The organism is Thermus amyloliquefaciens (genome assembly GCF_000744885.1).
Taxonomy (GTDB): Bacteria; Deinococcota; Deinococci; order Deinococcales; family Thermaceae; genus Thermus; species Thermus amyloliquefaciens.
Window position 1 is genome coordinate 1,133,024 of record NZ_JQMV01000003.1, and the last position, 22,905, is coordinate 1,155,928.

Annotated in this window: 21 protein-coding genes and 2 tRNA genes; 10 read left to right on the top strand and 13 right to left on the bottom strand. The window is 67.4% G+C overall.

Features of this window, described 5'->3' with window-relative positions:
* Nucleotides 1–51: 51 nt before the first annotated feature.
* Nucleotides 52–282 (bottom strand): hypothetical protein, encoded by a 231-nt coding sequence (locus BS74_RS06095; RefSeq protein ID WP_038056991.1) that lies wholly within the window; start codon nucleotides 280–282, stop codon nucleotides 52–54.
* A gap of 23 nt (nucleotides 283–305) precedes the next feature.
* Between BS74_RS06095 and recO the strand changes: the two genes are divergently transcribed.
* Nucleotides 306–977 (top strand): DNA repair protein RecO, encoded by a 672-nt coding sequence (gene recO / locus BS74_RS06100; RefSeq protein WP_038057000.1) that lies wholly within the window; start codon nucleotides 306–308, stop codon nucleotides 975–977.
* Here recO and greA read toward each other — a convergent pair.
* The 5 genes from greA to BS74_RS13220 form a co-directional block, all read right to left on the bottom strand.
* Nucleotides 972–1,442 carry a transcription elongation factor GreA gene (gene greA / locus BS74_RS06105; protein WP_015717289.1) on the bottom strand — a complete coding sequence of 157 codons (471 nt, stop codon included), beginning with the start codon at nucleotides 1,440–1,442 and terminating at the stop codon, nucleotides 972–974. The genes recO and greA overlap by 6 nt on opposite strands.
* Nucleotides 1,443–1,498: 56 nt before the next feature.
* The gene (locus BS74_RS06110) at nucleotides 1,499–2,314 is read right to left on the bottom strand and encodes an aminotransferase class IV (protein ID WP_038058943.1); all 816 of its coding nucleotides are present in this window, start codon (nucleotides 2,312–2,314) and stop codon (nucleotides 1,499–1,501) included.
* Nucleotides 2,311–3,471, bottom strand: coding sequence for a chorismate-binding protein (locus BS74_RS13210; protein ID WP_425427254.1), 1,161 nt, complete (start codon nucleotides 3,469–3,471; stop codon nucleotides 2,311–2,313). Before BS74_RS13210 ends, BS74_RS06110 begins: the two co-directional genes overlap by 4 nt.
* Before the next feature lie 105 nt (nucleotides 3,472–3,576).
* Nucleotides 3,577–3,750 carry a hypothetical protein gene (locus BS74_RS13215; RefSeq protein WP_425427244.1) on the bottom strand — a complete coding sequence of 58 codons (174 nt, stop codon included), beginning with the start codon at nucleotides 3,748–3,750 and terminating at the stop codon, nucleotides 3,577–3,579.
* A 24-nt stretch (nucleotides 3,751–3,774) separates the two neighbouring features.
* Nucleotides 3,775–4,155, bottom strand: coding sequence for a hypothetical protein (locus tag BS74_RS13220; protein WP_425427245.1), 381 nt, complete (start codon nucleotides 4,153–4,155; stop codon nucleotides 3,775–3,777).
* A gap of 99 nt (nucleotides 4,156–4,254) precedes the next feature.
* Here BS74_RS13220 and BS74_RS12985 point away from each other — a divergent pair, with 99 nt between their 5' ends.
* Nucleotides 4,255–5,922 (top strand): WD40/YVTN/BNR-like repeat-containing protein, encoded by a 1,668-nt coding sequence (locus BS74_RS12985; protein WP_038057003.1) that lies wholly within the window; start codon nucleotides 4,255–4,257, stop codon nucleotides 5,920–5,922.
* 39 nt (nucleotides 5,923–5,961) lie between these two features.
* Here the strand turns inward: BS74_RS12985 and metH are convergent, their stop codons facing one another.
* Entirely contained in the window at nucleotides 5,962–9,510 is a 3,549-nt protein-coding gene (gene metH / locus BS74_RS06125; RefSeq protein WP_038057007.1) for a methionine synthase, read from the bottom strand.
* Nucleotides 9,511–9,552: 42 nt separating this feature from the next.
* Here metH and BS74_RS06130 point away from each other — a divergent pair, with 42 nt between their 5' ends.
* Nucleotides 9,553–11,076: a nicotinate phosphoribosyltransferase gene (locus BS74_RS06130; RefSeq protein WP_038057009.1), complete on the top strand. Its 1,524-nt coding sequence runs from the start codon at nucleotides 9,553–9,555 to the stop codon at nucleotides 11,074–11,076.
* 106 nt (nucleotides 11,077–11,182) lie between these two features.
* On the opposite strand, the gene clpX is transcribed toward BS74_RS06130, so the two are convergent.
* The 6 genes from clpX to BS74_RS06160 form a co-directional block, all read right to left on the bottom strand.
* Complete coding sequence (gene clpX, locus BS74_RS06135; RefSeq protein WP_038057011.1) at nucleotides 11,183–12,376, bottom strand: ATP-dependent Clp protease ATP-binding subunit ClpX; 1,194 nt, start codon at nucleotides 12,374–12,376, stop codon at nucleotides 11,183–11,185.
* Nucleotides 12,363–12,947, bottom strand: a complete 585-nt coding sequence (gene clpP, locus BS74_RS06140; protein WP_038057014.1) for an ATP-dependent Clp endopeptidase proteolytic subunit ClpP — start codon at nucleotides 12,945–12,947, stop codon at nucleotides 12,363–12,365. The genes clpX and clpP overlap by 14 nt, the downstream gene beginning before the upstream one ends.
* 61 nt (nucleotides 12,948–13,008) lie before the next feature.
* The gene (tig, locus tag BS74_RS06145) at nucleotides 13,009–14,223 is read right to left on the bottom strand and encodes a trigger factor (protein WP_038057016.1); all 1,215 of its coding nucleotides are present in this window, start codon (nucleotides 14,221–14,223) and stop codon (nucleotides 13,009–13,011) included.
* 34 nt (nucleotides 14,224–14,257) lie between these two features.
* A tRNA-Leu gene (locus BS74_RS06150) sits at nucleotides 14,258–14,342 on the bottom strand.
* Between the two features lie 54 nt (nucleotides 14,343–14,396).
* Nucleotides 14,397–14,473, bottom strand: a tRNA-His gene (locus BS74_RS06155).
* A gap of 28 nt (nucleotides 14,474–14,501) precedes the next feature.
* Nucleotides 14,502–14,786 (bottom strand): rhodanese-like domain-containing protein, encoded by a 285-nt coding sequence (locus tag BS74_RS06160; RefSeq protein ID WP_038057018.1) that lies wholly within the window; start codon nucleotides 14,784–14,786, stop codon nucleotides 14,502–14,504.
* 143 nt (nucleotides 14,787–14,929) lie between these two features.
* On the opposite strand from BS74_RS06160, the gene carB reads away from it, so the two are divergent.
* The 7 genes from carB to mqnP all read left to right on the top strand — a co-directional run bounded on the left by carB (nucleotide 14,930) and on the right by mqnP (nucleotide 22,861).
* Nucleotides 14,930–18,037 (top strand): carbamoyl-phosphate synthase large subunit, encoded by a 3,108-nt coding sequence (gene carB / locus BS74_RS06165; RefSeq protein WP_038057021.1) that lies wholly within the window; start codon nucleotides 14,930–14,932, stop codon nucleotides 18,035–18,037.
* A gap of 111 nt (nucleotides 18,038–18,148) precedes the next feature.
* Nucleotides 18,149–18,478: a cyclic-di-AMP receptor gene (locus BS74_RS06170; RefSeq protein WP_038057023.1), complete on the top strand. Its 330-nt coding sequence runs from the start codon at nucleotides 18,149–18,151 to the stop codon at nucleotides 18,476–18,478.
* Nucleotides 18,475–19,329: a DsbA family protein gene (locus BS74_RS06175; RefSeq protein WP_038057024.1), complete on the top strand. Its 855-nt coding sequence runs from the start codon at nucleotides 18,475–18,477 to the stop codon at nucleotides 19,327–19,329. Before BS74_RS06170 ends, BS74_RS06175 begins: the two co-directional genes overlap by 4 nt.
* Before the next feature lie 10 nt (nucleotides 19,330–19,339).
* The gene (locus BS74_RS06180) at nucleotides 19,340–20,104 is read left to right on the top strand and encodes a tRNA (adenine-N1)-methyltransferase (protein WP_038057025.1); all 765 of its coding nucleotides are present in this window, start codon (nucleotides 19,340–19,342) and stop codon (nucleotides 20,102–20,104) included.
* Nucleotides 20,089–21,639: an Rqc2 family fibronectin-binding protein gene (locus BS74_RS06185; RefSeq protein ID WP_038057027.1), complete on the top strand. Its 1,551-nt coding sequence runs from the start codon at nucleotides 20,089–20,091 to the stop codon at nucleotides 21,637–21,639. The genes BS74_RS06180 and BS74_RS06185 overlap by 16 nt, the downstream gene beginning before the upstream one ends.
* 23 nt (nucleotides 21,640–21,662) lie before the next feature.
* A complete protein-coding gene (gene panD / locus BS74_RS06190; RefSeq protein WP_038057029.1) occupies nucleotides 21,663–22,013 on the top strand; it encodes an aspartate 1-decarboxylase in 351 nt (116 codons plus the stop codon).
* Entirely contained in the window at nucleotides 22,010–22,861 is an 852-nt protein-coding gene (mqnP, locus tag BS74_RS06195; RefSeq protein WP_038057033.1) for a menaquinone biosynthesis prenyltransferase MqnP, read from the top strand. Before panD ends, mqnP begins: the two co-directional genes overlap by 4 nt.
* Nucleotides 22,862–22,905 lie beyond the last annotated feature (44 nt).

Here is a 22,905-nt window from a genome sequence, read left to right on the forward strand (position 1 = left end):
GGGCTGGGCCCGGATACCCCGGGGTGGCTTGCGCCACCAGGGAGGGCCCACCTAGGCGGTTCGCTTCTGCAGGAAGTACACCACCCCGTAGCCGATGGCCGCCAGGATCAGCAAGGGGATAGCGAACTTCAAAAGTTCCCAGATCAAGCCGGAAAGCGCCAAGAGCACCCGGCCCAGAAAGGAGAACACCCATCCGCCCACCCATAGGGCGAGAAGCACCCCTACCACCACCAGTAGCCCCAAGACCACCCACTCCAAGGCATCCCGCAGGGTCCGTTCCATACCTTAAGCATACACTGATAAAGGTGGAGCGCTACCGCCTGGAGGAAGGGGTGGTGGTGGGGCGTAAGGCCCTACCCCAAGGGGATCTCCTCCTGCGTTTCCTGACCCCTCAAGGGAGCCTCGAGGCCGTGGCCCGCAAGGGGGTGCGGCCCTCGGGACGCTCGGGGAGGTTGTCCCTCTTCCACCACGTGCGCTTCCAGGTTTACGCCAAGGGGGAGGGCCTTCCCACCCTCACCCAGGCGGAGCTTCTCGGAAGGCTACACGGCCTCGAGGAACCCCAGCGCTTCCTGCTGGCCTCTTTTCTGGCGGAACTCTCCTACCGCCTGGCCTCCCCCGAGGCCGCCCCCAGGATCTACCCCGTGTTCATCTCGGGCCTGCGGGGCATCGCCAAACACCCCAGGCCCCTTCTGCCCCTGGTGTGGGCGGGCTGGCGGGTGGTGAAGGCGGGAGGCCTGGGTCCCAACCTTTTGGGGCCGGGTTTACACCTGGAGGCGGGCCGCCTTGGGGACAAGGGCGTCTACCTGGGGGAAAAGGGGGTGGAAGCCCTCAGGGCCATCCTCCACCTCCCGGGCAGCGAGGCCCTTCCCTATCTGGAAGAGGCTCCCTTGGAAAGGCTCCTCCTCGCCCTGAAACACCACGCGGAGGAGGCCCTAGGCCCCCTGAAGACCGCATCCGCGCTCACCGCGAAGCTATAGGGGCTTGATCTCCAGGATGGTGTAGACCTGGGCCCCCTTCTTGCCCCGGATCTCCACCACGTCCCCCACCTTCTTGCCCAAAAGCGCCTGGCCCAGGGGGGACTCGTCGGAGATCTTGCCGCTGAAAATGTCGGCCTCGTGGCTCCCCACGATGGCCAAAGAGAGCCTTTCCCCGGACTCGGTTTCCAGCTCCACCTGGCAGCCCAAGGCCACCTGGTCGTAGGAGCCATTCCCCTCCACCACCACCGCCCGGGCCAGGAGGTCCTCCAGCTGGGCGATCCGGGCCTCGTTCTGCCACATGGCCCGGCGCGCCTCGTCGTAGCCCGCGTTCTCCCTCAGGTCCCCTTCCTCCAAGGCCTGTTCAAAGTCGGCGGAAATCTCCTGCCGCTTGGTGGTTTTCAGGTGATGCAGTTCCTCCTGAAGGCGCCTAAAGCCTTCCGGGGTCAGGTAAACCGGCTTCTTCATCCCTTCCCTCCGCGTAAAAAGGGGCACCAGCCCATGGGGATGGGCTGGAGGTACCGCTATTCAGTATAGCAGGCGGGAAGGAAGCGCTCCACCAAGGGGGCCAAGGCCTCGGGAAGCGGCCCCACGGGCAAAAGCCCCACCCCGCTTCCCGCCAGGAGCAGGGTTCCCCTAACCCCTTCCCCCTCCCGGCCACGGCGCAGGGCCAGCCTCGGGGGAAGGGGTGGCGGCTCGGCCAGGGGGAGCTCCCAGGGGTAAAGGCGCGCCTCCTGCACCCGAAGGCCCAGTTCCCGGGCGGCCTCGGCCACCTTCCTGCGGGTGATGCCCTCGAGGCCCCCCTCCAACAGCAAGAGCACCCCATCCCGGTAGAGGAGGGGGCTGGTGCGGCTTCCGTCCACCACGTAGCCCTCCCCATCCTGCAAAAGCCCCTCGAAGGCCCCCTGACCCTCCGCCTCCCTCTGGGCCAGGCGGTAGGGCAGGTAGTTCCCGGTCTTGAAGCGGCACAGGTCCGGATGCACCCGGTAGGGGGTCAGGAGAACCCGCACCCCCTCTTGGTAGGCGGCCAAGGGAAGAGGGGTATAGGGCCGGGCCTCGGAAAGCCAAACCCCCTCCCCCACGGTGAAACGGAGGCGAAGGCAGGGGAAGGGGGAAAGCTCCTTTTTAAGGGCCTCGAGGTCCTTCAGGAACACCCCATCCCCCGGATAGGGAAGCCCCAAGGCCAAGGCGTGCCGGCGCAGGCGGTGGAGGTGGTCCTCCAGCCACAGGGCCTCCCCGCCCTCCACCCGCAAGGTGGTGAAGACGCTCAGCCCGTGGTACAAAAACCCTTCCGGAAGGGGCTCGCTGAAGGGCTCCCCCTTCAGGAGGACCCGCCTCAGGCCCCCTCCAGGAACCTGGCCAAAAGCTCCATCCCCCACGGGGACAGGATACTCTCCGGGTGGAACTGGACGCCATAGGCCCGCCTGCCGTCCCAGATGGCCATGGGGACCCCATCCCCCGTCCAGGCCAGGAGGCGTACCCCCTGGGGAAGGCCCCTCAGGGCCAAGGAGTGGTAACGGGCAAAGGGGAGGGGGTTGGGCAGGCCCGCAAAGAGGGCCTCCCCCCCGTGGAAAATGGGATGCGCCTCCCCGTGCACGGGGGCCTCCCGGTAGAGCTCCGCCCCCAAGGCCACCCCCAGGGCTTGGTGGCCCAAACAAACCCCCAGAAAGGGAAGGCCCTCCCCCAAGGCCCTTCGGGTCCATTCCAGAACCCGCCCCGCGGTGAAGGGGTCCTTGGGCCCAGGCCCCACCACCAGGTGGCTGAAGCCCTGGAGGCTAGGCGCCTCCTCCTGGTCCACCACCAAGACCTCCGCCCCCAGGGCGCTCAGGTAGTCCACCAGGTTGTAGCTGAAGGAGTCCCGGTTCTCCAGGAAGAGGACCCGGGCCCGCACCCGCCTAGGGGGTGGGGGCGGGCTCCAGGCGGCGGTGGCCTTGGGCGGTTCCGGCCTCCGGCCCGGGCGGCCCCGTTCCAGGGCCAGGAGGAGGCTTTCCGCCTTGTGCAGGGTCTCTTGGTACTCGGCCTCGGCGTCGGAGGCGATGACGATCCCCGCCCCCGCGGAAAAGAGCACCTCCTCCCCCACCCGCTGGAAGGAGCGGATGAGGATGTTGAAGTCCGCCCCTCGGCCCGAGACGTACCCCAGGCTCCCGGTGTAGGCCCCCCGGGGCACAGGCTCCAGCTCGCGGATGGCCGCCATCACCGTGCCCTTGGGGGCCCCGGTGATGGTGCCCCCGGGGAAGAGGCTCCGGAACACCTCCCCCAAGGAGGCCCGGGTGTGGCCCTCCACCTCGGAGACCAGGTGCATCACGTGGGCGTAGCGCTCCACGGTGAAAAGCTCCCGCACCCGCACGGTCCCCGGAAGGGCCACCCTGGCCAGGTCGTTGCGGAGGAGGTCCACCAGCATGGCGTGCTCCGCCCGCTCCTTGGGGGAGGCCAAAAGATCCCTTTCCAGGTCCAGGTCCTCCGCCTCCGTCCGCCCCCGGGGCCGGGTCCCGGCGATGGGCCGGCCAGGACCCGGGCCCCGTTTTCTGGAAGAGCCGCTCCGGGCTTCCCGAGACCACCGCCCAGCCCTCCCCCTCCAGAAGCCCCATGAAGGGGGAAGGGTTCAGGGCCCGGAGCCGGGCGTAGAGGAGGAGGGGTCCATGGGGCCCAGGAGGCGGAAGCGGTGGGAGAGGTTCACCTGGTAGACCACCCCCGCGCGGATCCTCTCCTGGACCTCCCCAACCCCCCTCAGGAAGGCCTCCTTGGGGAAGTCGGAGACCAGGGGGTGGTGGGGCAAGGGAGGGGGGTATAGGGAAGGGCCTTAGGGGGAAGGAGGGGTGGCCACCAACCCTCCCCCCAGGAGGGCGAAGCCCTCGGGGTAGTAGTAAAAGGCGGCCTCCGGAAGGCCCGGCAGGGGCTCGTGGGTGGGCAGGCCCAGGTGGCGGGCGAACTCGTAGGCGAAAAAGCCGATCCATGCCGGGAAAAAGCCCCTACCCAGGCCCCTTTCCAGGTGGCGGAAGAGGTCCAAGGCCTCCCCCACCCGCCGGCCGTCCAGGTAGAGGCGGCCCTCCAGGACCTCGAGGCGGTGCTCTGGGCGCACCCCCAGGAGGGAGAGCCGGGCAAAGGGGGTCCTCGGCCCCAGGGACTCCAGCAGCGCCGGGCGCATCCCCAGGGCCCTGGCCGCGTGGTAAAGGCCCAGCACGGGGCCAAGTATACCGGCAACCCCGATCGCCTTCCCGGGCGGAAGGTGGGGGCTTGTTGCGAAAACCTCCGTCCCTTAGACTCCGGACAAGGAGGCGCCATGTTGGAGGCCTCGCAGATCCCTGGTTTGGCCTTGCGAGGGCTTGCCGCGGGCTGGTCGGTGCGCTCAACCCCCTTGCTGCACGTTTCCTGGCAGGGGGACCGCTTTGTGGCCACCGGCTGGCACGGCCTCCTCCTGGAAAGCCCGGACGGCCTCTCCTGGCGCCAGGTGGCCACACCCACCCTCGAGGCCCTCACCGCCTCGGCCCTGGGGGATGGGCGGCAGGTGGTGGTGGGGGGCAAGGCCACGGTTTTGCAGGGAGCCCCTGGGGGTCCCCTGGAGGCGGCAAAGGTGGGGGACACCAGGGGTCTTTGGGGCGTGGCCTATGGGAGGGGGCGCTACGTGGCCGTGGGCATGGAAGGGCTGGTGCTGACCTCCGAGGACGGCGCGGCCTGGGAACCCGTACCCCTGGGGATGGATGGCAACCTCTGGGACGTGGCCTATGCCCAAGGCCGCTTCGTGGCGGTGGGCGACCACGTCATCCTGGTTTCCCAAGACGGGAAGCGCTTTAGGGCGCTCTCGGCCCCGGACATCCTCAACGCCGTAGCCTTCGCCCAAGGCCTCTGGGTGGCCGTAGGCTGGGGCGGCCTCATCCTCACCTCGCCAGACGGGCAGAGTTGGCACCCCCAGGTTTCGGGCACATGGAAAGGCCTCTTCAGCGTGGCCCACAGCGGCCGGCTATGGGTGGCGGTGGGGGAACAGGGCACCGTCCTGACCTCCCCCGACGGCATCCGCTGGCACAAGGCGGTCCTGGAGGGGGCCCCCTTCCTCACGGGAGTGGCCTGGAACGGAAGCCGCTTCGTGGCGGTGGGCTGGGGCCTGGCCCTCTACACCTCCGAGGAGGGCTTTACCTGGAAGCCCGTCCACCCCGGCACCGGACAACAGCTTTGGAGCGTGGCCTTTGGGCCCCAGGGCTTCGTGGCCGTGGGGCACGAGGGGCCCATGGGGGTCGTCCTTTTCTCCCCAGAGGGCACCGCCTGGACCCTCGAGGCCCGGACGCCCGCCTGGCTCCTCGGCGTGGGCTGGGGCGGGAAGGGGTACGTGGCGGTGGGAGAGGGCATCCTCCTCTCCTCGGCCGATGGCAAGGAGTGGTGGCAAAGGGAAATCCCCGTGCGAAAGAGGCTTTTTGGGGTGGCCTACGGCGAAGACCGCTTCGTGGCGGTGGGAGAGGCCCTGCTCCTTTCCCGGGACGGGAAGGCCTGGGAAGCCTTTCCCCTGCCCGAGGAGGAAACCCTGCTGGGGGTGGCCCATGGGCAGGGGACCTTTTTGGCGGCGGGGGAAAGGGGAAGCCTCTACGCCTCTAAAGACGGCCTGCGCTGGGAAAAGGTGCTCTCCCTGGGACGCCCCTGGCTCAAGGGTCTGGCCTTCGGCCGAGGGCGCTTCCTCGCCAGCGGCCACGGCTCGGTCCTGGTGGCCCGGAAGGGCTGGGACTGGGAGGAGGCCAACACCCGGCACCTGCCCAAACATCTCCCCAGCGTGGCCCATGGCGATGGGCGCTTCGCCCTGGTGGGGCATCCTAGCCCGGGAGAGGGGCTCGTGGCCTTTTCCGAAGACGGCCTCACTTGGGACGAGGCCCATCCTCTCGGCAACGAACCCGAGGGCATTGCCCACGGCGGAGGAAGGTTCGTGGTGGTGGGCAACTGCGGAACCCTCCTCACCCGGCCCTGAGGCTCCGCCCGAAGGCGGTGGGGGCCTTCCCGTGGGGTCTTAGTCCACGCTGAAGTACCGGGCCTCCGGGTGGTGGACCACGAGGGCGCTGGTGCTGTGCTCCGGGTCCAGCTGGAAGTTCTCCGTGAGGCGCACCCCGATGCGGGAGAAGTCCATGAGCCGGTCCAGCTTGGCCTGGTCGGCCAGGTCGGGGCAGGCGGGGTAGCCGAAGGAGTAGCGGGCCCCCTGGTAGCCCTGCTGGAAAAGCTTGCGGATCTCGGTGGCGTCCTTGCCGGCAATGCCCCACATCTGCCGCATCCGCTTGTGCCAGTATTCCGCCAAGGCCTCGGTCATCTCCACGCTGAACCCGTGCACGAAAAGGTACTCCTGGTAGGCCCCGGCCTCAAAAAGCGCCTTGGCCTTCTTAGAAGGCTCCTCCCCCATGGTAACGAGCTGCACCCCCAGGACGTCCCTGGCCCCCGCTTCGTAGGCAGGAAGCCACCCCTCCTCGTCCCCCAAGGGAGGGGCAAAGCGGGGGCGGAAGTAATCCACCAGGCTCAGGCCCCCGCCCCTCTGCCGAGGGAAGGCGAAGCGCTCCAAAACCTCCCCGGTTTCGGGGGAGAACACCCAAACCTCCTCCCCCTCCCGGGCCACGGGGAAGAAGCCGTAGAGCACCTTGGGCCTGAGCCACCCTTCCTCCAGGGCCTCCTTGAGAAGCCTGCGGAATACGGGCTCCGCCTCCCGCTCCACCAGGGCCTGCCACGCCTCCCGGCTCATCCCCTTGCGGCTATACCCCCACTGGCCGCGGAAAAGGGCCAGTTTGTTCACGTAATGGGCGATGGTGGCCAGGTCCAACCCCTCCTCCACCCGCACCCCGAAGAAGGGAGGGCGGGGGACCGCGGGGGCTTCCCCCACGGGTTGGGAGCGGGCCACCCCCCTGGGGGCCTCCGGCCGGGACCTTTGCGCCCCCTTCGGGACCGGGGAGGCCTCCCCGCCAACGATGGCCTCCATGAGCCTAAGGCCCTCAAAGGCATCCTCGGCGTAGTAAACGTTGGGGTAAATGGCCTTAAGCTCCTCCACGTAAGCCCGGGTGAGGGCCGCCCCCCCAAGGATCACGGGCAGGGTATACCCCCTATCCCGCATGTACTCCAGGTTTTCCTTCATGACCACGGTGCTCTTGACCAGAAGGCCGGACATGCCCACCGCATGGGGCCGGTGCGCCTCCACCGCCTTCAGGATCTCCTCGATGGGCACCTTGATGCCCAGGTTGATCACCTGGTAGCCGTTGTTGGTGAGGATGATGTCCACCAGGTTCTTGCCGATGTCGTGGACATCCCCCTTGACCGTGGCCAAAACCATCTTCCCCCGGCCCTCGCCCCGCCGCTCCATGTGGGGCTCCAGGAAGGCCACGGCCCGCTTCATCACCTCGGCGGCCTGAAGGACGAAGGGCAGTTGCATCTTTCCCGCCCCAAAGAGCTCCCCCACCTCCTTCATGCCGGCAAGGAGGGGGCCGTTGATGAGGTCCAAGGGCTTGTGACCGGCCCTCAGGGCCTCCTCCAGATCCGCCTCCAAGCCCCCTTTCCTCCCCTCCACCACCCGGCGCTTCAGCCTCTCCAAAAGGGGCAGGGCCAAGAAGGCGTCCTCCTTGGCGGCAAACTCCCCCTGGTGGGTCTCAAAGTAGGCCATGAAGGCGAAGAGGGGGTCGTAGCCCTCCCCTCTCCGGTCGTGGATGAGGTCTAGGGCGAGGGCATAGGCCTCCTCGGGGATCTGGGAAATGGGCAGGATCTTGCCCGCATCCACGATGGCGGCGGTAAGACCCCGCTTGCGGGCCTCGTCCAGGAACACCGAGTTGAGCACCCGCCGGGCCCGGGGTTTGAGCCCGAAGGAGACGTTGGAAACCCCCAGGATGAACCCCACCCCCGGGAGCCTTTCCCGTAGCTCCTCCATGGCCAAAAGGGTCTCCTTGGCCAAGGGGCGGCTTTCCTCATCCCCTTGGGTGATGGGGAAGGTGAGGAGGTCAAAGAGGAGGTCCTCGGGGCGGAAGCCGTGGTGCAGGGTGAGGCGCTCGTACATGCGCAGGGCCACCCTGACCTTCTCCTCCCGGGTCTTGGCCATACCCCTTTCGTCAATGGTGAGGACCACCAAGGCCGCCCCGTGGGCCTTGGCCAAGGAGGCCACCCGGTCAAACTTCTCCAGGCCGTCCTCCAGGTTGGCGGAGTTCAGGAGGAGCCTGCCGGGGAGGTGCTTAAGGGCAAGTTCCATGGCCTCAGGGGAGGTGGAGTCCACCATGAAGGGCACGGTGACCGCGGTGGCCAGGTGGGGAAGGAGCCAAGCCAGGTCTTCAAGCTCGTCCCGCCCCGTCCAGGCCACGGAGAGGTCCAGGGCGTGGGCTCCCTCCTCCACCTGCTCGCGGGCCAGGGAGAGGATCCCCTCCAAATCCCGGGCAAAGAGCATCTCCCGGAAGCGCTTGCTCCCGGTGGCGTTCAGGCGCTCCCCTACAAGGAAAAGGCTCGCCTCCTGGCGCAGGGAAACCGCCTGGTACAAGGAAGCCACCTGGGGTGGGAAAACCCTAGGCCGCGGGGGGGCCGGCTTTCCCCTTAGGGCCTCCGCCACCTTGCGGATGTGCTCCGGCCCCGTACCGCAACACCCCCCCACGGCGTTCACCCCGTACTCGGTGACGAACTTCAGGTGCCAGCGGGCGAGCTCCTCCGGGGTGAGGTCATAGACCACCCTCCCCCCCTCGTTCCGAGGCAGGCCCGCATTGGGCAGGCAGCTCACGAAGCGGGTGCTGTTCTCGGCGAAGTAGCGGATCTTGGCGTCCATGAGGTCGGGGCCGGTGGCGCAGTTCATGCCCACCACGTCGATGGGCAGGCTCTCCAGGGCGGCCAAGGCCGCCCCCTCGTCCGTGCCCACCAGCATGGTGCCCGTGGCCTCCATGGTCACCTGCACCTGCAAGGGCACCTCCCGGCCCACCTCCGCCATGGCCTCCCGGGCTGCCAAAACGGCACAGCGCACCTGCAAGATGTCCTGGGCGGTCTCCAGGAGGATGAGGTCCACCCCGCCCTTGAGAAGCCCCCGCACCGCCTCCTTGTAGGCGGCGAAGAGCTCGTCCCAGGAGATCTGGCCCAGGGAGATGAGCTTGGTGCCCGGCCCCAAGGCCCCGGCCACGAAGGCCCCGTAGGGGTCCGCCGCCTCCCGGGCGATCCTCGCCCCCAAGTAGGCCAGCGCCTCCGCCTCCCCTTCCAGGCCGTACTCCGCCAGGACGTGGCGCAGGCAGCCGAAGGTGTTGGTCTCGATGACCTCGGCGCCGGCCTCGAGGTAGGCCCGGTGGATCTCCTGGACCACCTCCGGGCGGGTGCGGTTCAGCACCTCAGGGCAACCAAAATACGCCTCCCCGCCGTAATCCTCCGGGGAGAGTTCCCTCTTTTGCAACTCGGTGCCCATGGCCCCGTCAAAGACCAAAGGTCTTTGCATAAGGGCCTTCAGGTAGGGGAACTTTTCCGCCCTGGCCTCCTTGTTGTACCCAAGCCGCACCAAGGGGGCCTCCCCCCAACCCGCCCCCCCCAGGTGGTGGCGGCAGCCGGGGCTACAGGTGTGGACCTCCACCATATCCCGCTAGTGTAGCCAAAAGAGGGGGGCTATGCTAGGCCCATGGACCCCTTCGGCATCCTCTACACCGACCTTTACCAGCTCACCATGGGCCAGGTTTACTTTAGGCTCGGCCTCCACGAGAGGGAGGCCCTCTTTGAGGCCTTCTACCGCAAAAACCCGGACTATGGGGCCCACCAGGCGGGCTACACCGTTTTCGCCGGCCTGGACCCCCTCCTCTCCTGGATGGAAGGGGCCCGCTTCGGCGAAGAGGAGATCGCCGCCCTCCGCGCCCTCAAAAGCCGAAGCGGCAAGCCCCTTTTCGGCGAGGACTACCTCCGCTACCTGCGGGAGATGGGGGGCTTCTCGGGCCTCACCCTCCGGGCCCTCCCCGAGGGGCGGGTGGCCCACCCCCAGGTGCCCCTCATCAGCGTGGAGGGCCCCCTCCTCCAGGCCCAGCTCCTGGAAACCGCCCTTTTGAACCGCATCAACTACGAGACCCTCATCGCCACCAAGGCCAGCCGGGTGCGGGAAGCGGCGGGGGAGGCGCTGGTGCTGGAGTTCGGCCTCCGCCGCGCCCCCGCGAAGGGTGGGGAGGCCGCCACCCGGGCAAGCCTCATCGGGGGGGCCAACCGCAGCAGCGCCGTGAGCCTCTCCCACCTCCTGGGGCTTCCCTCCTCCGGGACCCACGCCCACAGCATGGTCCAGGCCTTCTTGGCCCTGGGGCATTCCGAGGAGGAGGCCTTCCAGGCCTTCGCCGAGGTCTTCCCCGACGACACCATCCTCCTTTTGGACACCGTGGACACCTTGGACTCGGGCCTTCCCAACGCCCTACGGGTCTTTGAGCGGTTGCGGCGCAAGGGGCACAAGCCGGTGGGGGTGCGCATCGACTCCGGGGACCTGGCCTACCTTTCCATCCAGGTGGCCAGGGAGTTGGACAAGGCGGGCTTCCCGGAAACCCTCATCGTCCTTTCCGGGGATCTGGACGAGCTGGTCATCTGGCAGATCAAGAGCCAGATCCAGGAGGAAGCCCCCCGGTACGGGGTGGACCCCGACCGCCTCCTCAAGCGCCTGGTCTACGGGGTGGGGACCCGCATGGTGGTTTCCTGGGGCTCCCCGGCCCTAGGGGGGGTCTACAAGCTGGTGGCCATCCGGGAAAACGGCACCTGGGCCCCGGCCATCAAGATCTCGGACTCCTTGGAAAAGGTGCTGAACCCGGGGCACAAGAGGGTCTACCGGGTATACGACCATCGGGGCCTGGCCACCGCCGACCTCCTGGCCACCTTTGACGAGGAGGTCCGGGAGAACCAACCCCTTTCTCTCCGCCACCCCACGGACCCCACCAAGCGCCGCACCCTCCGCCCCGGGGAGTTCACCCTCGAGCCCCTCCTGGAGGAGGCCTACCGGGGAAAGCGCCTCTTCCCGCCGCTACCCCTGGAAGTCCTCCAGGAAAGGCGGCGAAGGGACGTGGAGCGCCTGGACCCCGGGGTGCGCCGCCTGGTGAACCCCCACATTTACCACGTTTCCCTCACGGAAAGGCTCTTTGCCCTGAAGGAGGAGCTGGTGGCCCGCCTGGGCGGGGGATGAGGGCCTCGGTGCCGAGGCATGGAGGTTGCCGCAACGGGCGGGAAGAAGGGCGATGCCCAAAGCCTTTCTAGGGGCCCCCCTCGTGGCTTGCGCCACGACGGGGCCCTTAGGAAGCCTGGCGGAGCTTGGCCTCCTCGAGGGCCTTCAGGGGCTGGTCTAGGTGGGGAAGGTCCAGGACCAGTTCCCTCACCCCGCTTCCCGGGGCCTCAAACATCAGGTCCACCATGGTCTTCTCCAGGATGGCCCTCAGGCCCCGCGCCCCGGTGCCCCGCTTCAGGGCCCTGCGGGCGATCTCCTTCAGGGCCGCCTGGGTGAAGCGAAGCTCAATCCCCTCCATGCGCAAAAGCTCCTGGTACTGTTTCACCAAGGCGTTTTTGGGCTCGGTGAGGATGCGCACCAGGTCGTCCTCCGTGAGGGGGTGGAGCTGGACGATGAGGGGGGCCCGGCCCACAAACTCGGGGATCATGCCGAACTTCACCAGGTCCTCGGGGATGACCTCCAGGGGCTCCTCCTTGCTCTGGGTGCGGGTGAAGCCGATGGTGGTGCGCTCGGTGCGGGCCTTGACGATGTTCTCCAGGCCCTCAAAGGCCCCGCCCAGGATGAAGAGGATGTTCTTGGTGTTCACCGGGATGAACTCCTGGTGCGGGTGCTTGCGCCCCCCCTGGGGAGGCACGTTGGCGATGGTCCCCTCAATGATCTTCAGAAGGGCCTGCTGCACACCTTCCCCGGAAACATCCCGGGTCAAGGAGGGGTTTTCCGACTTCCGGGCGATCTTGTCGATCTCGTCAATGTAGACGATGCCCATCTCCGCCCGCTCCACGTCAAAGTCCGCGTTCTGCAGGAGGCGGAGGATGACGTTCTCCACGTCCTCGCCCACGTAGCCCGCCTCGGTCAGGGTGGTGGCGTCGGCGATGGCGAAGGGCACGTCCAAGAAGCGGGCCAGGGTTTCCGCCAGTAGGGTCTTGCCCGTGCCCGTGGGCCCGATGAGGAGGATGTTGGCCTTGCCGATCTCCGCCTCCGGGTGGAGGAGGCGCTTGTAGTGGTTGTAGACGGCCACGCTCAAGGCCCTCTTGGCCGCCTCCTGCCCCACCACGTACTGGTCCAGATGGGCCTTGATCTCCTGGGGCCTGGGAAGGCGCGTGGGCCCCTTGGGCCCCCGCTTCTCCTGGCGCAGGAGTTCCTGGGCCCGCTCCACGCAGTCCTCGCAGATGTAGACCTCGGCGATGGGGCTTTCCAAAAGCCGCCCCGTTTCCGGAGGGCGCAGACCGCAAAAGCTGCAGTGAGGTCTAGGCTTCCTCACGGGTCACCACCTGGTCGATCAGGCCGTACTCCAAGGCCTCCTGGGCGGAAAGGTAGTAGTCCCGGTCGGTGTCCTTCTCCACCTTCTCCAGGGGCTGGCCGGTGTGCTTGGCCAGGATCTCGTTCAAAAGCTTCTTGGCCTTCAAGATCTCCTGGGCCTGGATGGCGATGTCGCTGGCCGTACCCCGCACCCCGCCCCAGGGCTGATGGATCATGACCTTGGAGTGGGGCAGGGCGTAACGCCGGCCCTTCTCCCCGGCGGCCAGGATCACCGCGGCCATGCTGGCCGCCATGCCGATGACGATGGTGGAGACCGGGGCCCTTACGAACTGCATGGTGTCGTAGATGGCCAGCCCGGCATCCACCTCGCCCCCGGGGGAGTTGATGTAGAGGCGGATCTCCTGATTGGGGTTCTGGGCATCCAGGAAAAGCAGCTGGGCCACGATGGTATTGGCCACCTGGGAGTCTATGGGGGTTCCCAGGAAGATGATGCGATCCTTGAGTAGCCGGGAGTAGATGTCGTAGACCCGCTCGCCGCGGGCGGTCTGCTCTATGACGTAGGGTATGACCATACCAGTCCTCATTGTAGCGGCAGGCCCAGGGGGAAAACCCCCCTGGGCCACCATGGCGCACCTACAAGAGCTTAGACAAGGCCTCCTTGACGGCCTTGTCCTGAAGGTAAGCCGCCCTCAGGCGGGCTAAACCCCTTTCCCCAAACTCCCGCCTCAGCTCCTGCAGGGAGACCCCGTAGGACCGGGCCACCGCCTGGAGGTAAGCCTCCCATTCCTCCTCGGTGACCTCGGGCTTGAGCTCCTCCGCCAAACGCTCCTTGGCCAAGGAGCGCCTCACCCGCTTGAGGACCTCCTGCCTCAGGTCCTCCCAGAACTTGGCCAACTCCCCTTTCTCCTCCAGGGCCTTGAGGTAGGCCTCGAGGGGGATCCCCTGGGCGGCCAGGTCCTCCGCCAGGTGCTCGAGGAGGTGGCGTTCCTCCGCCTCCAGCATGGAAGGGGGGATCTCCGCCTCCAGCCCCTCGGCCAACTTCTCCAAGAAGGCCCGCTCCCGCGCCTCCTGGTACTCCCGCTCCGCCTGGCGCTTGAGGCTTTCGCGCACCTTTGCCCTCAGCTCCTCCAGGCTTTCCGCCTCCAGGGTCTTGGCGAACTCCTCATCCAGCTCGGGGAGCTCGAGGGTCTTCACCTCCAGGACCTCCGTGCGCACCTCCCGCACCTTCTCCCCCTTCTCGTTCAATACCGGGACCATGACCACCTCTCCGGCCCGCCTGCCCAAAAGGGCCTCCCGCACATGGGGCAGGGCCTTGGAGAGGTCAATGGGGAACTCCGCCCCCTCCTCGGTGCGCACGAAAACGTGGTCCTTTTCCTGGGCCTCCCGATCCACGGGAACGAGTTCGGCGTAGCGGTGGCGGAGCTCCTCCAGGGCCTTATCCACCATCTCCTCCGTGACCTCGGGGGCGGCCACCTGGAGTTCAAAGCCCCGCCAGTCGGGGAGCTTCACCTCCGGGTAGTTCTCCACCTCGGCCACGTAGCGGAAGCCCTCCCCCTCGGTGAGCTCCTGCTCCACCACCCGGGCGGCCACCGGCAGAAGGCCCAGCTCCCGCACGGCCTCAGGGTAGGTGGTCTCCACCAACCGCTCCTTGAGGTCCTCCAAAAGCTCCTCGCGGCCCAAGCGGGCCTCCACCACCTTCAGGGGCGCCTTGCCCGGGCGGAAACCCGGGATCCTCACCCGCTTGGCCACGTCCCTGAGCAGGTCCTCGTAGCGCCGCCTAACCTCCTCCGCGGGCACCTCCACGCGGACCTTCACCAAGTAACCGGAACGCTCCAGGATCTCCGCCACGCCTCACCTCACTAACAAGGGGGCCCCGCCCAGGTGGTGCGAGGAGCGGGACTTGAACCCGCACGGGTTACCCCACCGGATCCTAAGTCCGGCGCGTCTACCGGTTCCGCCATCCTCGCGCAAGGAGGGCGAGGCCCCCCCTTAAAATACCACCCCTTGCGGGGTGGTGGTGTTGGGGTGAGCGATGGGACTTGAACCCACGACCCCCGGATCCACAGTCCGGTGCTCTGACCAGCTGAGCTACGCTCACCACGCTCAGCATCCGCCATTCTAAGGAGCTAGGTACCCTCCGTCAAGGCCTGAAGCCCCCCCTCGAGGCTCATGGCCTCATACCCTTCCGCCTCCAGGTACAAGGCCGCCACCTGGCTGATAAGCCCCTTCTCGCACACCAGGAGGAGGGGAACCCTGGGCAGGCGGTGCTCCCCCGACTGGATCTTCTCCAAGGGCACCCACTCCGCCGCAAAGGGCAGGGGGGTGCGACGCTTATCCGCGGGGCGGACGTCCACCACCTTCACCCCCTGGTCCAAGAGGGCGGGCAGGTCCTGGGGTTTGACCCTCCGCATACCCCTGATTGTACCAGGATCAGGCGGGGCCTCGAGGGCCTTGCGCAAAGTTATGCAAAACATCCCGGGAGTTCTGCATAAGAAGCGGGGGGCTCCTCCCACAACCCGGGGCAAATATGTTATCCTCGCCCATTGGGTACGCGATGCCGCCGAGAAGAGACCTGAAGAAAATCCTCATCATCGGTTCCGGGCCCATCACCATTGGCCAGGCCGCGGAGTTTGACTACTCGGGCACCCAGGCGGTGAAGGCCCTAAGGGGGGCGGGGTACGAGGCCATCCTGGTCAACTCCAACCCCGCCACCATCATGACCGACCCCGAGCTGGCCGAGCGCACCTACCTGGAACCCCTGACCCTGGAGTACCTGGAAAGGGTGATCGCCAAGGAGCGCCCCGACGCCCTCCTGCCCACCTTAGGAGGCCAAACCGCCTTAAACCTCTCCATGGCCCTCCACGAGGAGGGCATCCTGGCCCGCTATGGGGTGGAGCTCATCGGGGCCAAGGCGGAGGCCATAAGGAAGGGCGAGGACCGGGAAGAGTTCCAAAAGGCCATGCGGAAGATCGGCCTCGAGGTGCCTCGAGGGGAGATGGTGTCCAGCGTGGAGGAGGGCCTCCACTTCGCCCGGGAGGTGGGCTACCCCGTGGTGGTCCGCCCCTCCTTCACCCTGGGAGGCACCGGGGGCGGCATCGCCCGCAACGAGGCGGAGCTCAAGGAGGTCCTGGGCCGGGGGCTCCTCCTCTCCCCGGTGCACACCGCCTTGGTGGAGGAATCGGTTTTGGGCTGGAAGGAGTTTGAGCTGGAGGTGATGCGGGACCATGCGGACACCGTGGTCATCATCACCAGCATCGAAAACGTGGACCCCATGGGGGTCCACACCGGGGACTCCATCACCGTGGCGCCAGCCCAAACCCTTTCCGATGTGGAATACCAAAGGATGCGGGACGCCGCCAGGGCGGTGATCCGGGAGATCGGGGTGGACACCGGGGGCTCCAACATCCAGTTCGCCGTGGACCCCAAGACGGGCCGCCAGGTGGTCATCGAGATGAACCCCCGGGTCTCCCGCTCCAGCGCCTTGGCCTCCAAGGCCACGGGCTTCCCCATCGCCAAGATCGCGGCCCTTCTGGCGGTGGGCTACCGCTTGGACGAGCTCCCCAACGACATCACCCGCAAGACCCCGGCCTCCTTTGAACCCACCATTGACTACGTGGTGGTGAAGATCCCCCGCTTTGCCTTTGAGAAGTTCAGGGACCTCCCCAACACCCTGGGGGAACTCAAGGACGAGCTGGGCACCCAGATGCGGTCCGTGGGGGAGGTGATGGCCATCGGCCGCACCTTCAAGGAGGCCCTCATGAAGGCCCTAAGGGGCCTGGAGCGGGACGTGAGGGCCCTGGCCCAGGTGCGCACGGGGGATCTGGAGAAAAAGCTCTACCCGAACCCCGACCGCATCTATGCGGTCATGGAACTCCTGCGGCGGGGCATGCCCATAGAGGACCTCCACCAGGCCACCCGCATTGACCCCTGGTTTCTCCACCAGATCCAGGAAATCGTGCAGGCCGAGGCCTGGCTCCAGGCCAACCCTCCCGCGGACCGGGAGGAGTGGCGCTTCTACAAGGGCCTGGGCCTCCCCGACGCCCGCATGGGCGAGCTCCTGGGCAAGGGGGAGCAGGAAATCCGCCAGGAGCGGAAGGCCCTGGGGGTAACCCCCGTCTACAAGACCGTGGACACCTGCGCCGCGGAGTTTGAGGCCTACACCCCTTACCACTACTCCACCTACGAGCTGGAGGACGAGGTCTGGCCCACCCAGAAGCCCAAGGTGGTGATCCTGGGCTCGGGGCCCATAAGGATCGGCCAGGGGGTGGAGTTTGACTACGCCACGGTGCATGCGGTTTGGGCCCTCAAGGAGGCGGGGTACGAGACCATCATGGTGAACTCCAACCCCGAGACGGTTTCCACCGACTACGACACCGCCGACCGCCTCTACTTTGAGCCCCTGACCCTGGAGGACGTCCTGAACCTGGTGGAGCACGAGAAGCCCCTCGGGGTCATCGCCACCCTGGGCGGCCAGACCCCCCTGAAGCTGGCCAAGGGCCTGGAAGAGGCTGGGGTACGGCTTCTCGGCACCCCCTTCGCCGCCATCCACAAGGCGGAGGACCGCCAAGAGTTCAACCGGCTTTGCCAGAACCTGGGCATCCCTCAGCCCGAGGGCCGGGTGGCGGCCACCCCCGAGGAGGCCTTGAGGCTTGCCGAGGAGGTGGGCTTCCCCCTCCTGGCCCGGCCCAGCTACGTGCTGGGGGGCCGGGCCATGCGGGTGCTAAAGAGCCGGGGGGAACTGAAGCGGTACCTGGAGGAGGTCTACGAGCCCTTGCAGGACAAACCCTCCATCCTCCTGGACCGGTACCTGGAAGGGGCCCTGGAGCTGGATGTGGACGCCCTTTCCGACGGGGAAGAGGTGCTGATCGCCGGGATCATGGAGCACGTGGAGCGGGCCGGGGTGCACTCCGGGGACTCCGCCACGGTGCTGCCCCCCGTGCACCTCTCCCCCACCGCCTTGGAGAGGGTGCGGGCCTACACCCGGAAGCTGGCCCTGGCCCTGGGGGTAAAGGGGCTTCTCAACGTGCAGTATGCGGTCCTGGGGGAGGAGGTGTATATCCTCGAGGCCAACCCCCGGGCCAGCCGCACCGTGCCCTTCGTCTCCAAGGCCATCGGCATCCCCCTGGCCAAGCTGGCCGCCCTCATCGCCGTGGGCAAAAGCCTGCGGGAACTGGGGGTGCGGGACCTGGACCCCGTCCCTCCCTACTATGCGGTGAAGGAGGTGGTCATCCCCTGGCTCAAATTCCCGGGGGTGATCCCGGTCCTGGGCCCCGAGATGCGCTCCACCGGGGAGAGCATGGGCCTGGACCAGGACCCTTACCTGGCCTACTACAAGGCGCAACTGGGGGCGGGCCAAAGGCTTCCCCTCTCCGGGAGGGTCCGCTTCCTGGAGGAAGGGCTTCCCGAAGGGGAACGGGCCAGGCTGGCGGAGGTGCGCCAAGCCTACCTGGAGGCCGGCTTCACCCTCTCCCAGGAAGCCTACGACCTCCTCATCTGCCCCACCCCCCATCCCGAGCTGAGGCGGGCCGTGGAGAAGGGGCTTCCCTTCATCACCACCCTGGAGGGTGCCTGGTGGAGCCTAAAGGCCATCCTGAAGGCCCGGGAAAGGGCACCCGAGGCCAGAAGCCTACAGGAGTGGCACGGCCTCCTGCAGCAAGCCTAGGTGGGGCTTGCCGCCAGATGCGGACTTCGCCCGTGACGAAGAGGCAGGGAATAAGCATGGCCAAAGCTTTTTTGGGGCACCTGCAAGCCCCCCAGTGTACAATGAGGGCCAATGAAGCTCATCGTGGCCATCGTGCAGGATACGGACGCCCCAGGCCTCACCAAGGCCCTTCTGGAGCGGGGCCTTCAGTCCACCAAGCTGGCCTCCACCGGCGGCTTCTTGCGGGAGGGCAACACCACCTTGCTGATCGGGGTGGAGGACGATAGGGTCCCCGAGGTCCTCGAGCTCATCCGGGAAAAATGCCGCACCCGCACCCGCCTGGTCACCAGGGGCTTCCCCCTCTCCGAGGCCCCTGACCCCTTCCTGGCGCAGCCGGTGGAGGTGCAGGTGGGGGGGGCGGTGGTCTTTGTCCTCCCGGTGGAGGGGTTTTTCAAGGTATGAGGAGCTGGGCCCTTCTCCTCCTCATGGGGGCGGGCTTGGCCCAGATCGGCAAGCCGGCGGGGGGCTTTCTCCAGGGCATCCTACCCCCTCCGGGAAGCCAGCTCCAGGTGGAGGAGAAAAATGGCCGCCTCCTGGCGGTGGGCTACACCGGGCCCCTGGACGCCGCCTTCCTGGGCCGGTTGGCGGAGAGGGCCACGGGCATGGCCTTCGCCGCCCCTCTTCAGGAGTGGATGGCCAAGAACGCCGGGAACCTCAAAGGGCAACGGGTCAGCCTGAGCCTGGGAGAGGCCTTTCTCCTGGACCTTGCGCTCACGGAACCCCTGCGGGCCCGGATAGGCCCCAGGGAAATCCAGGAAACGGCCCTGGGCGAGGACCGCTGGGTGCTGGGGGAAAGGGGCCCTGTGCTCCGCATCTTCTCGGACTTCCAGTGCCCCTTCTGCCAGCGCCTGGCCCGCGAGGTGCTCCCCCAGCTGAAACCCCGGGCCCTCAAGGGGGAGCTTCGGATCAGCTACCGCCACTTCCCCCTAAAGGAGATCCACCCCCAGGCCCTCCCTGCCGCCATCGCCGCGGAGTGCGCCGGGGCGCAAGGCGCCTTCTGGCCCTACCACGACCTCTTGATGCAGGGCCGGCTTGGGGACTACCTGGGCCTGGCCCGCACCCTTTCCCTGGACCCGCAGGCCTTCGCCGCCTGCCTCAAGGACCCCCAGGTGGCCGCCCGGGTGGAGGCGGAGCGGGCCTTGGCCCTCCGCCTGGGGCTAAGGGGAACCCCCTCCGCCTTCGTGGGCCCCTACCGGGTTCCGGACCCCTTTGACCTGGGGAGGCTCCTGGACTATCTGGCCCTGGCCCGCTAAAGTGGTCGGGATGGAAGGTGAGCTCTTCCTTCTTAAGGACGCCAAAGGCCGCGCCTTCCTGATCCGCCTCAAGGAAGGGGGGGTCTTCCACCACCACCGGGGCACCGTGCCCCACGAGGCCATCCTGCAGGCCGGCCCCGGGGGAAGGGTCTACACCCACCTGGGGGAGGCCCTCTCCGTCCACCGGCCCACCCTGGAGGAGTACCTCCTTCACATGCGGCGAAGCGCCACCCCCACCTACCCCAAGGACGCCAGCGCCATGGTGACCCTTCTGGACCTGGCCCCGGGGATGCGGGTCCTCGAGGCGGGCACGGGCTCCGGGGGGCTCACCCTCTTCCTGGCCCGGGCGGTGGGGCCCATGGGGCTCGTGGAAAGCTACGAGAAGCGCCCCCAGCACCTGGCCCAGGCGGAGGCCAACGTGCGGGCCTTCTGGCAGGTGGAGAACGTGCGCTTCCACCTGGGGAGCCTGGAGGAGGCCCCCCTGGAAAGGGAGAGCTTCCACGGGGTAGCCCTGGACCTCATGGAACCCTGGAAGGTGCTGGCCAAGGCCACGGAAGCCCTTTTGCCGGACCGCTTCCTGGTGGCCTACCTTCCCAACATCACCCAGGTTTTAGAGCTGGTGCAAAGGGCCGAGGGCCTGCCCCTCAGGCTGGAACGGGTCCTGGAGGTGGCCTGGAGGGAGTGGGAGGTACGGCTTCCCGTGGCCCATCCCCGCTTCCAGCAGGTGGGGCACACCGCCTTTCTGGTAGCCTTCAGAAAATGGAAGGTCTCCTGATACATGCCTTCTTGCGGGAGCTCAAGGGGGAGCTCCCCGCCGCCAACCTGGGGCTGGCCTTCCCCGAGGAGGGAAGCCTGGCCCTGCTCCTGAAGGGAAAGACGGGCCGCATCGCCAACCTGGTGCTCCGCTACCGCCCCCCCTCCCCCAGCCTGGCCCTGGAGGAGGGGACCCTCTTGGGGGAGGCCAAAACCCCTTTCCAACGCCAGCTCCAGGCCCGGCTCAAAGGCCCCTTGCTGGCGGCGGAGCAACTCAAGCTGGACCGGGTGGTGTTTTTCCACTTCGGCGGGGAGAAGGGGTTTGTGGACACCCCGCCCTCCACCCTGGTCCTCGAGGCCACGGGACGCAACGCCAACCTCCTCCTCCTGAACGAAAAGGGCCTCATCCTGGGGGTGGATCGGCCCATCGGCCGGGAGGTGAACCGCTACCGGGAGCTGAGGCCAGGCCTTCCCTACGTGCCCCCACCCCCTTACGAGAAGCTGGACCCCCGCACCCTTAGCCCAGAAGACCTCCGCATCCTCCTGGGGAAACCCCTGAAGGAGGTGGTGCGCCATGTGGACGGGATAGGCCTGGAACTCATGCGGGAGTTGGCGAAAAGGGCCGGCCTGACCCCGGAAACCCCCCTGGGGGAGGAGGCCCTAAAGAGGCTTTACGAAGCGGTTCGGGACCTGGTGGCCAACCCCTCCGTGGGCACGACCCTCTCCCAGGAACTTCGGGCCAAGTGGCTGGAGGAGGAAAAAGAAGCCCTAAGAAAACCCCTCCTGGAGGCCCTTAGACGGGAGGAGAAGACCCTCCGCGCCAGGCTTATGGACCAGGAACGGGCCATAGAAAGGCTAGGGGAAGCGGAAGGCCTGCGCAGGCAGGCCGACCTCCTCCTGGCCCGGCTTAAGGAGGTACCCAGGGGAGCGGAAAAGGCAGTGCTGGAGGATTTTGAGGGAAGGCCGGTGGAAATCCCCTTGGACCCCGCCCTCTCGCCCCAGGAGAACGCCCAGAGGTTATACGAAAGGGCGCGCCGCCTCGAGGGGCTGGCAGAACGGGCACTCACCCTGATCCCCAAACTCCAGGACCAGCTCCAAGCCCTGGAGGAGGAGATCCAGAGAGTGGAGAGGGCTGAGCTTGGGGAGCTCCTCACCCTCTCCCGGCGCCCCGAGGGGGAAAAGGGGCCCAGGCTGGGCCTCCGCTACACCTCCCCTTCCGGGTTCCTGGTCCTGGTGGGCAGAAACGCCAAGGAAAACGACCTCCTCACCCGCACCGCCCATTCCGAGGACCTCTGGTTCCACGCCCAAGGGGTGCCGGGAAGCCACGTGATCCTAAAGGCGGAGGGAAAGAGCCCGCCCCTGGAGGACCTCCTCTTTGCCGCCAGGCTTGCCGCCTACCACTCCAAGGCCCGGGGGGAAAGCCAGGTCCCCGTGGACTACACCCGCAAGAAACACGTCTGGCGACCGCGCAAGGCCGCCCCAGGCCAGGTGCTCTACACCCACGCCAAGACCCTCTTCGTGGAGGGGTCGCTTCCCCAGGAGGCCGGGGAGGGATAGACTTGGCTTTTGTGAGAAGGGTGATGTTTCACGCCAAGATCCACAGGGCCAGGGTAACCCAGGCCGACCTGCACTACGTGGGTTCGGTGACCGTGGACCAGGACCTCCTGGATGCCGCCGGCATCCTGCCCTACGAGCAAGTGGACATCTACGACATCACCAACGGCGCCCGGCTCACCACCTACGCCCTTCCCGGGGAGAGGGGCTCGGGGGTGGTGGGGATCAACGGGGCCGCGGCCCACCTGGTGCACCCGGGGGACCTGGTGATCCTGGTGGCCTACGGGGTCTTTGAGGAAGAGGAGGCCAGGAACCTCCGGCCCACCGTGGTCCTGGTGGACGAACAGAACCGGATCCTCGAGGTGCGGCGAGGATGAGGCGGCTTCGGCTTTACCTGGACCTGATCCGCTTTGAACACACCCTCTTCGCCCTCCCCTTCGCCTACGGGGGGATGCTCCTGGCGGCGGGGGGTTGGCCCGGATGGGCCACCTTTTTCCTGGTCACCCTGGCCATGGTGGGGGCCCGGACCATGGCCATGGCCTTGAACCGCCTCATAGACTGGCGGATCGACGCCCTAAACCCCCGCACCCAGAACCGGCACCTGCCCCAAGGGCTGGTCAAGCCCTGGGAAACCCTTTTTTTGGCCCTGGTGGGCCTCCTCCTTTTGACCCTCGCTGGGCTATCCCTCAACCCCCTCACCGCCCGCCTCCTTCCGGTGGCGGTCTTCTTCCTCACCGTCTACAGCTACACCAAGCGCTTCACCTGGCTTTGCCACTACGTGCTGGGCCTCACCATCGGGGCCGCCGCCGCCGGGGGCTGGATCGCCGTCACGGGGAGCTTCCATCCCACCGCCTACTGGCTTTGGGCAGCGGTGGGGCTTTGGATCGCCGGGTTTGACATCCTCTACGCCACCCAGGACTACGCCTTTGACCGCGCCTACGGGATCCAGAGCATCCCGGCCCGCTTCGGGATCCCCGCGGCCCTTAGGATAGCCCGGGCCACCCATTTCCTCGCCTGGCTGGCCTTCCTCCTGGCGGGGCTCAGCTACGGGGCGGGAAGCTTCTACTTCCTGGGCCTCCTCTTGGTGGGAGGGCTCCTCCTCTACGAGCACCAACTGGTGCGCCCCGAGGACCTAAGCCGGGTGGACCTGGCCTTCTTCCAGGCCAACGTGGGGGTGAGCCTGGGGATGTTCCTCTTCATCGTGCTGGACCTCCTTTGGGGTTAAGGCCCGGGGCCAGTCTGGCGCAAGGGGATGCGCCGCCCCAGCCG

Bases quoted from the DNA above. Each gene is read 5' to 3' on its own strand.
- BS74_RS06095 (WP_038056991.1), bottom strand. From the start codon at position 282: ATGGAACGGACCCTGCGGGATGCCTTGGAGTGGGTGGTCTTGGGGCTA.
- greA (WP_015717289.1), bottom strand. From the start codon at position 1,442: ATGAAGAAGCCGGTTTACCTGACCCCGGAAGGCTTTAGGCGCCTTCAG.
- BS74_RS12985 (WP_038057003.1), top strand. From the start codon at position 4,255: ATGTTGGAGGCCTCGCAGATCCCTGGTTTGGCCTTGCGAGGGCTTGCC.
- metH (WP_038057007.1), bottom strand. From the start codon at position 9,510: ATGGTGGAGGTCCACACCTGTAGCCCCGGCTGCCGCCACCACCTGGGG.
- BS74_RS06130 (WP_038057009.1), top strand. From the start codon at position 9,553: ATGGACCCCTTCGGCATCCTCTACACCGACCTTTACCAGCTCACCATG.
- clpP (WP_038057014.1), bottom strand. From the start codon at position 12,947: ATGGTCATACCCTACGTCATAGAGCAGACCGCCCGCGGCGAGCGGGTC.
- BS74_RS06160 (WP_038057018.1), bottom strand. From the start codon at position 14,786: ATGCGGAGGGTCAAACCCCAGGACCTGCCCGCCCTCTTGGACCAGGGG.
- carB (WP_038057021.1), top strand. From the start codon at position 14,930: ATGCCGCCGAGAAGAGACCTGAAGAAAATCCTCATCATCGGTTCCGGG.
- BS74_RS06170 (WP_038057023.1), top strand. From the start codon at position 18,149: ATGAAGCTCATCGTGGCCATCGTGCAGGATACGGACGCCCCAGGCCTC.
- BS74_RS06175 (WP_038057024.1), top strand. From the start codon at position 18,475: ATGAGGAGCTGGGCCCTTCTCCTCCTCATGGGGGCGGGCTTGGCCCAG.
- BS74_RS06180 (WP_038057025.1), top strand. From the start codon at position 19,340: ATGGAAGGTGAGCTCTTCCTTCTTAAGGACGCCAAAGGCCGCGCCTTC.
- BS74_RS06185 (WP_038057027.1), top strand. From the start codon at position 20,089: ATGGAAGGTCTCCTGATACATGCCTTCTTGCGGGAGCTCAAGGGGGAG.
- panD (WP_038057029.1), top strand. From the start codon at position 21,663: ATGTTTCACGCCAAGATCCACAGGGCCAGGGTAACCCAGGCCGACCTG.
- mqnP (WP_038057033.1), top strand. From the start codon at position 22,010: ATGAGGCGGCTTCGGCTTTACCTGGACCTGATCCGCTTTGAACACACC.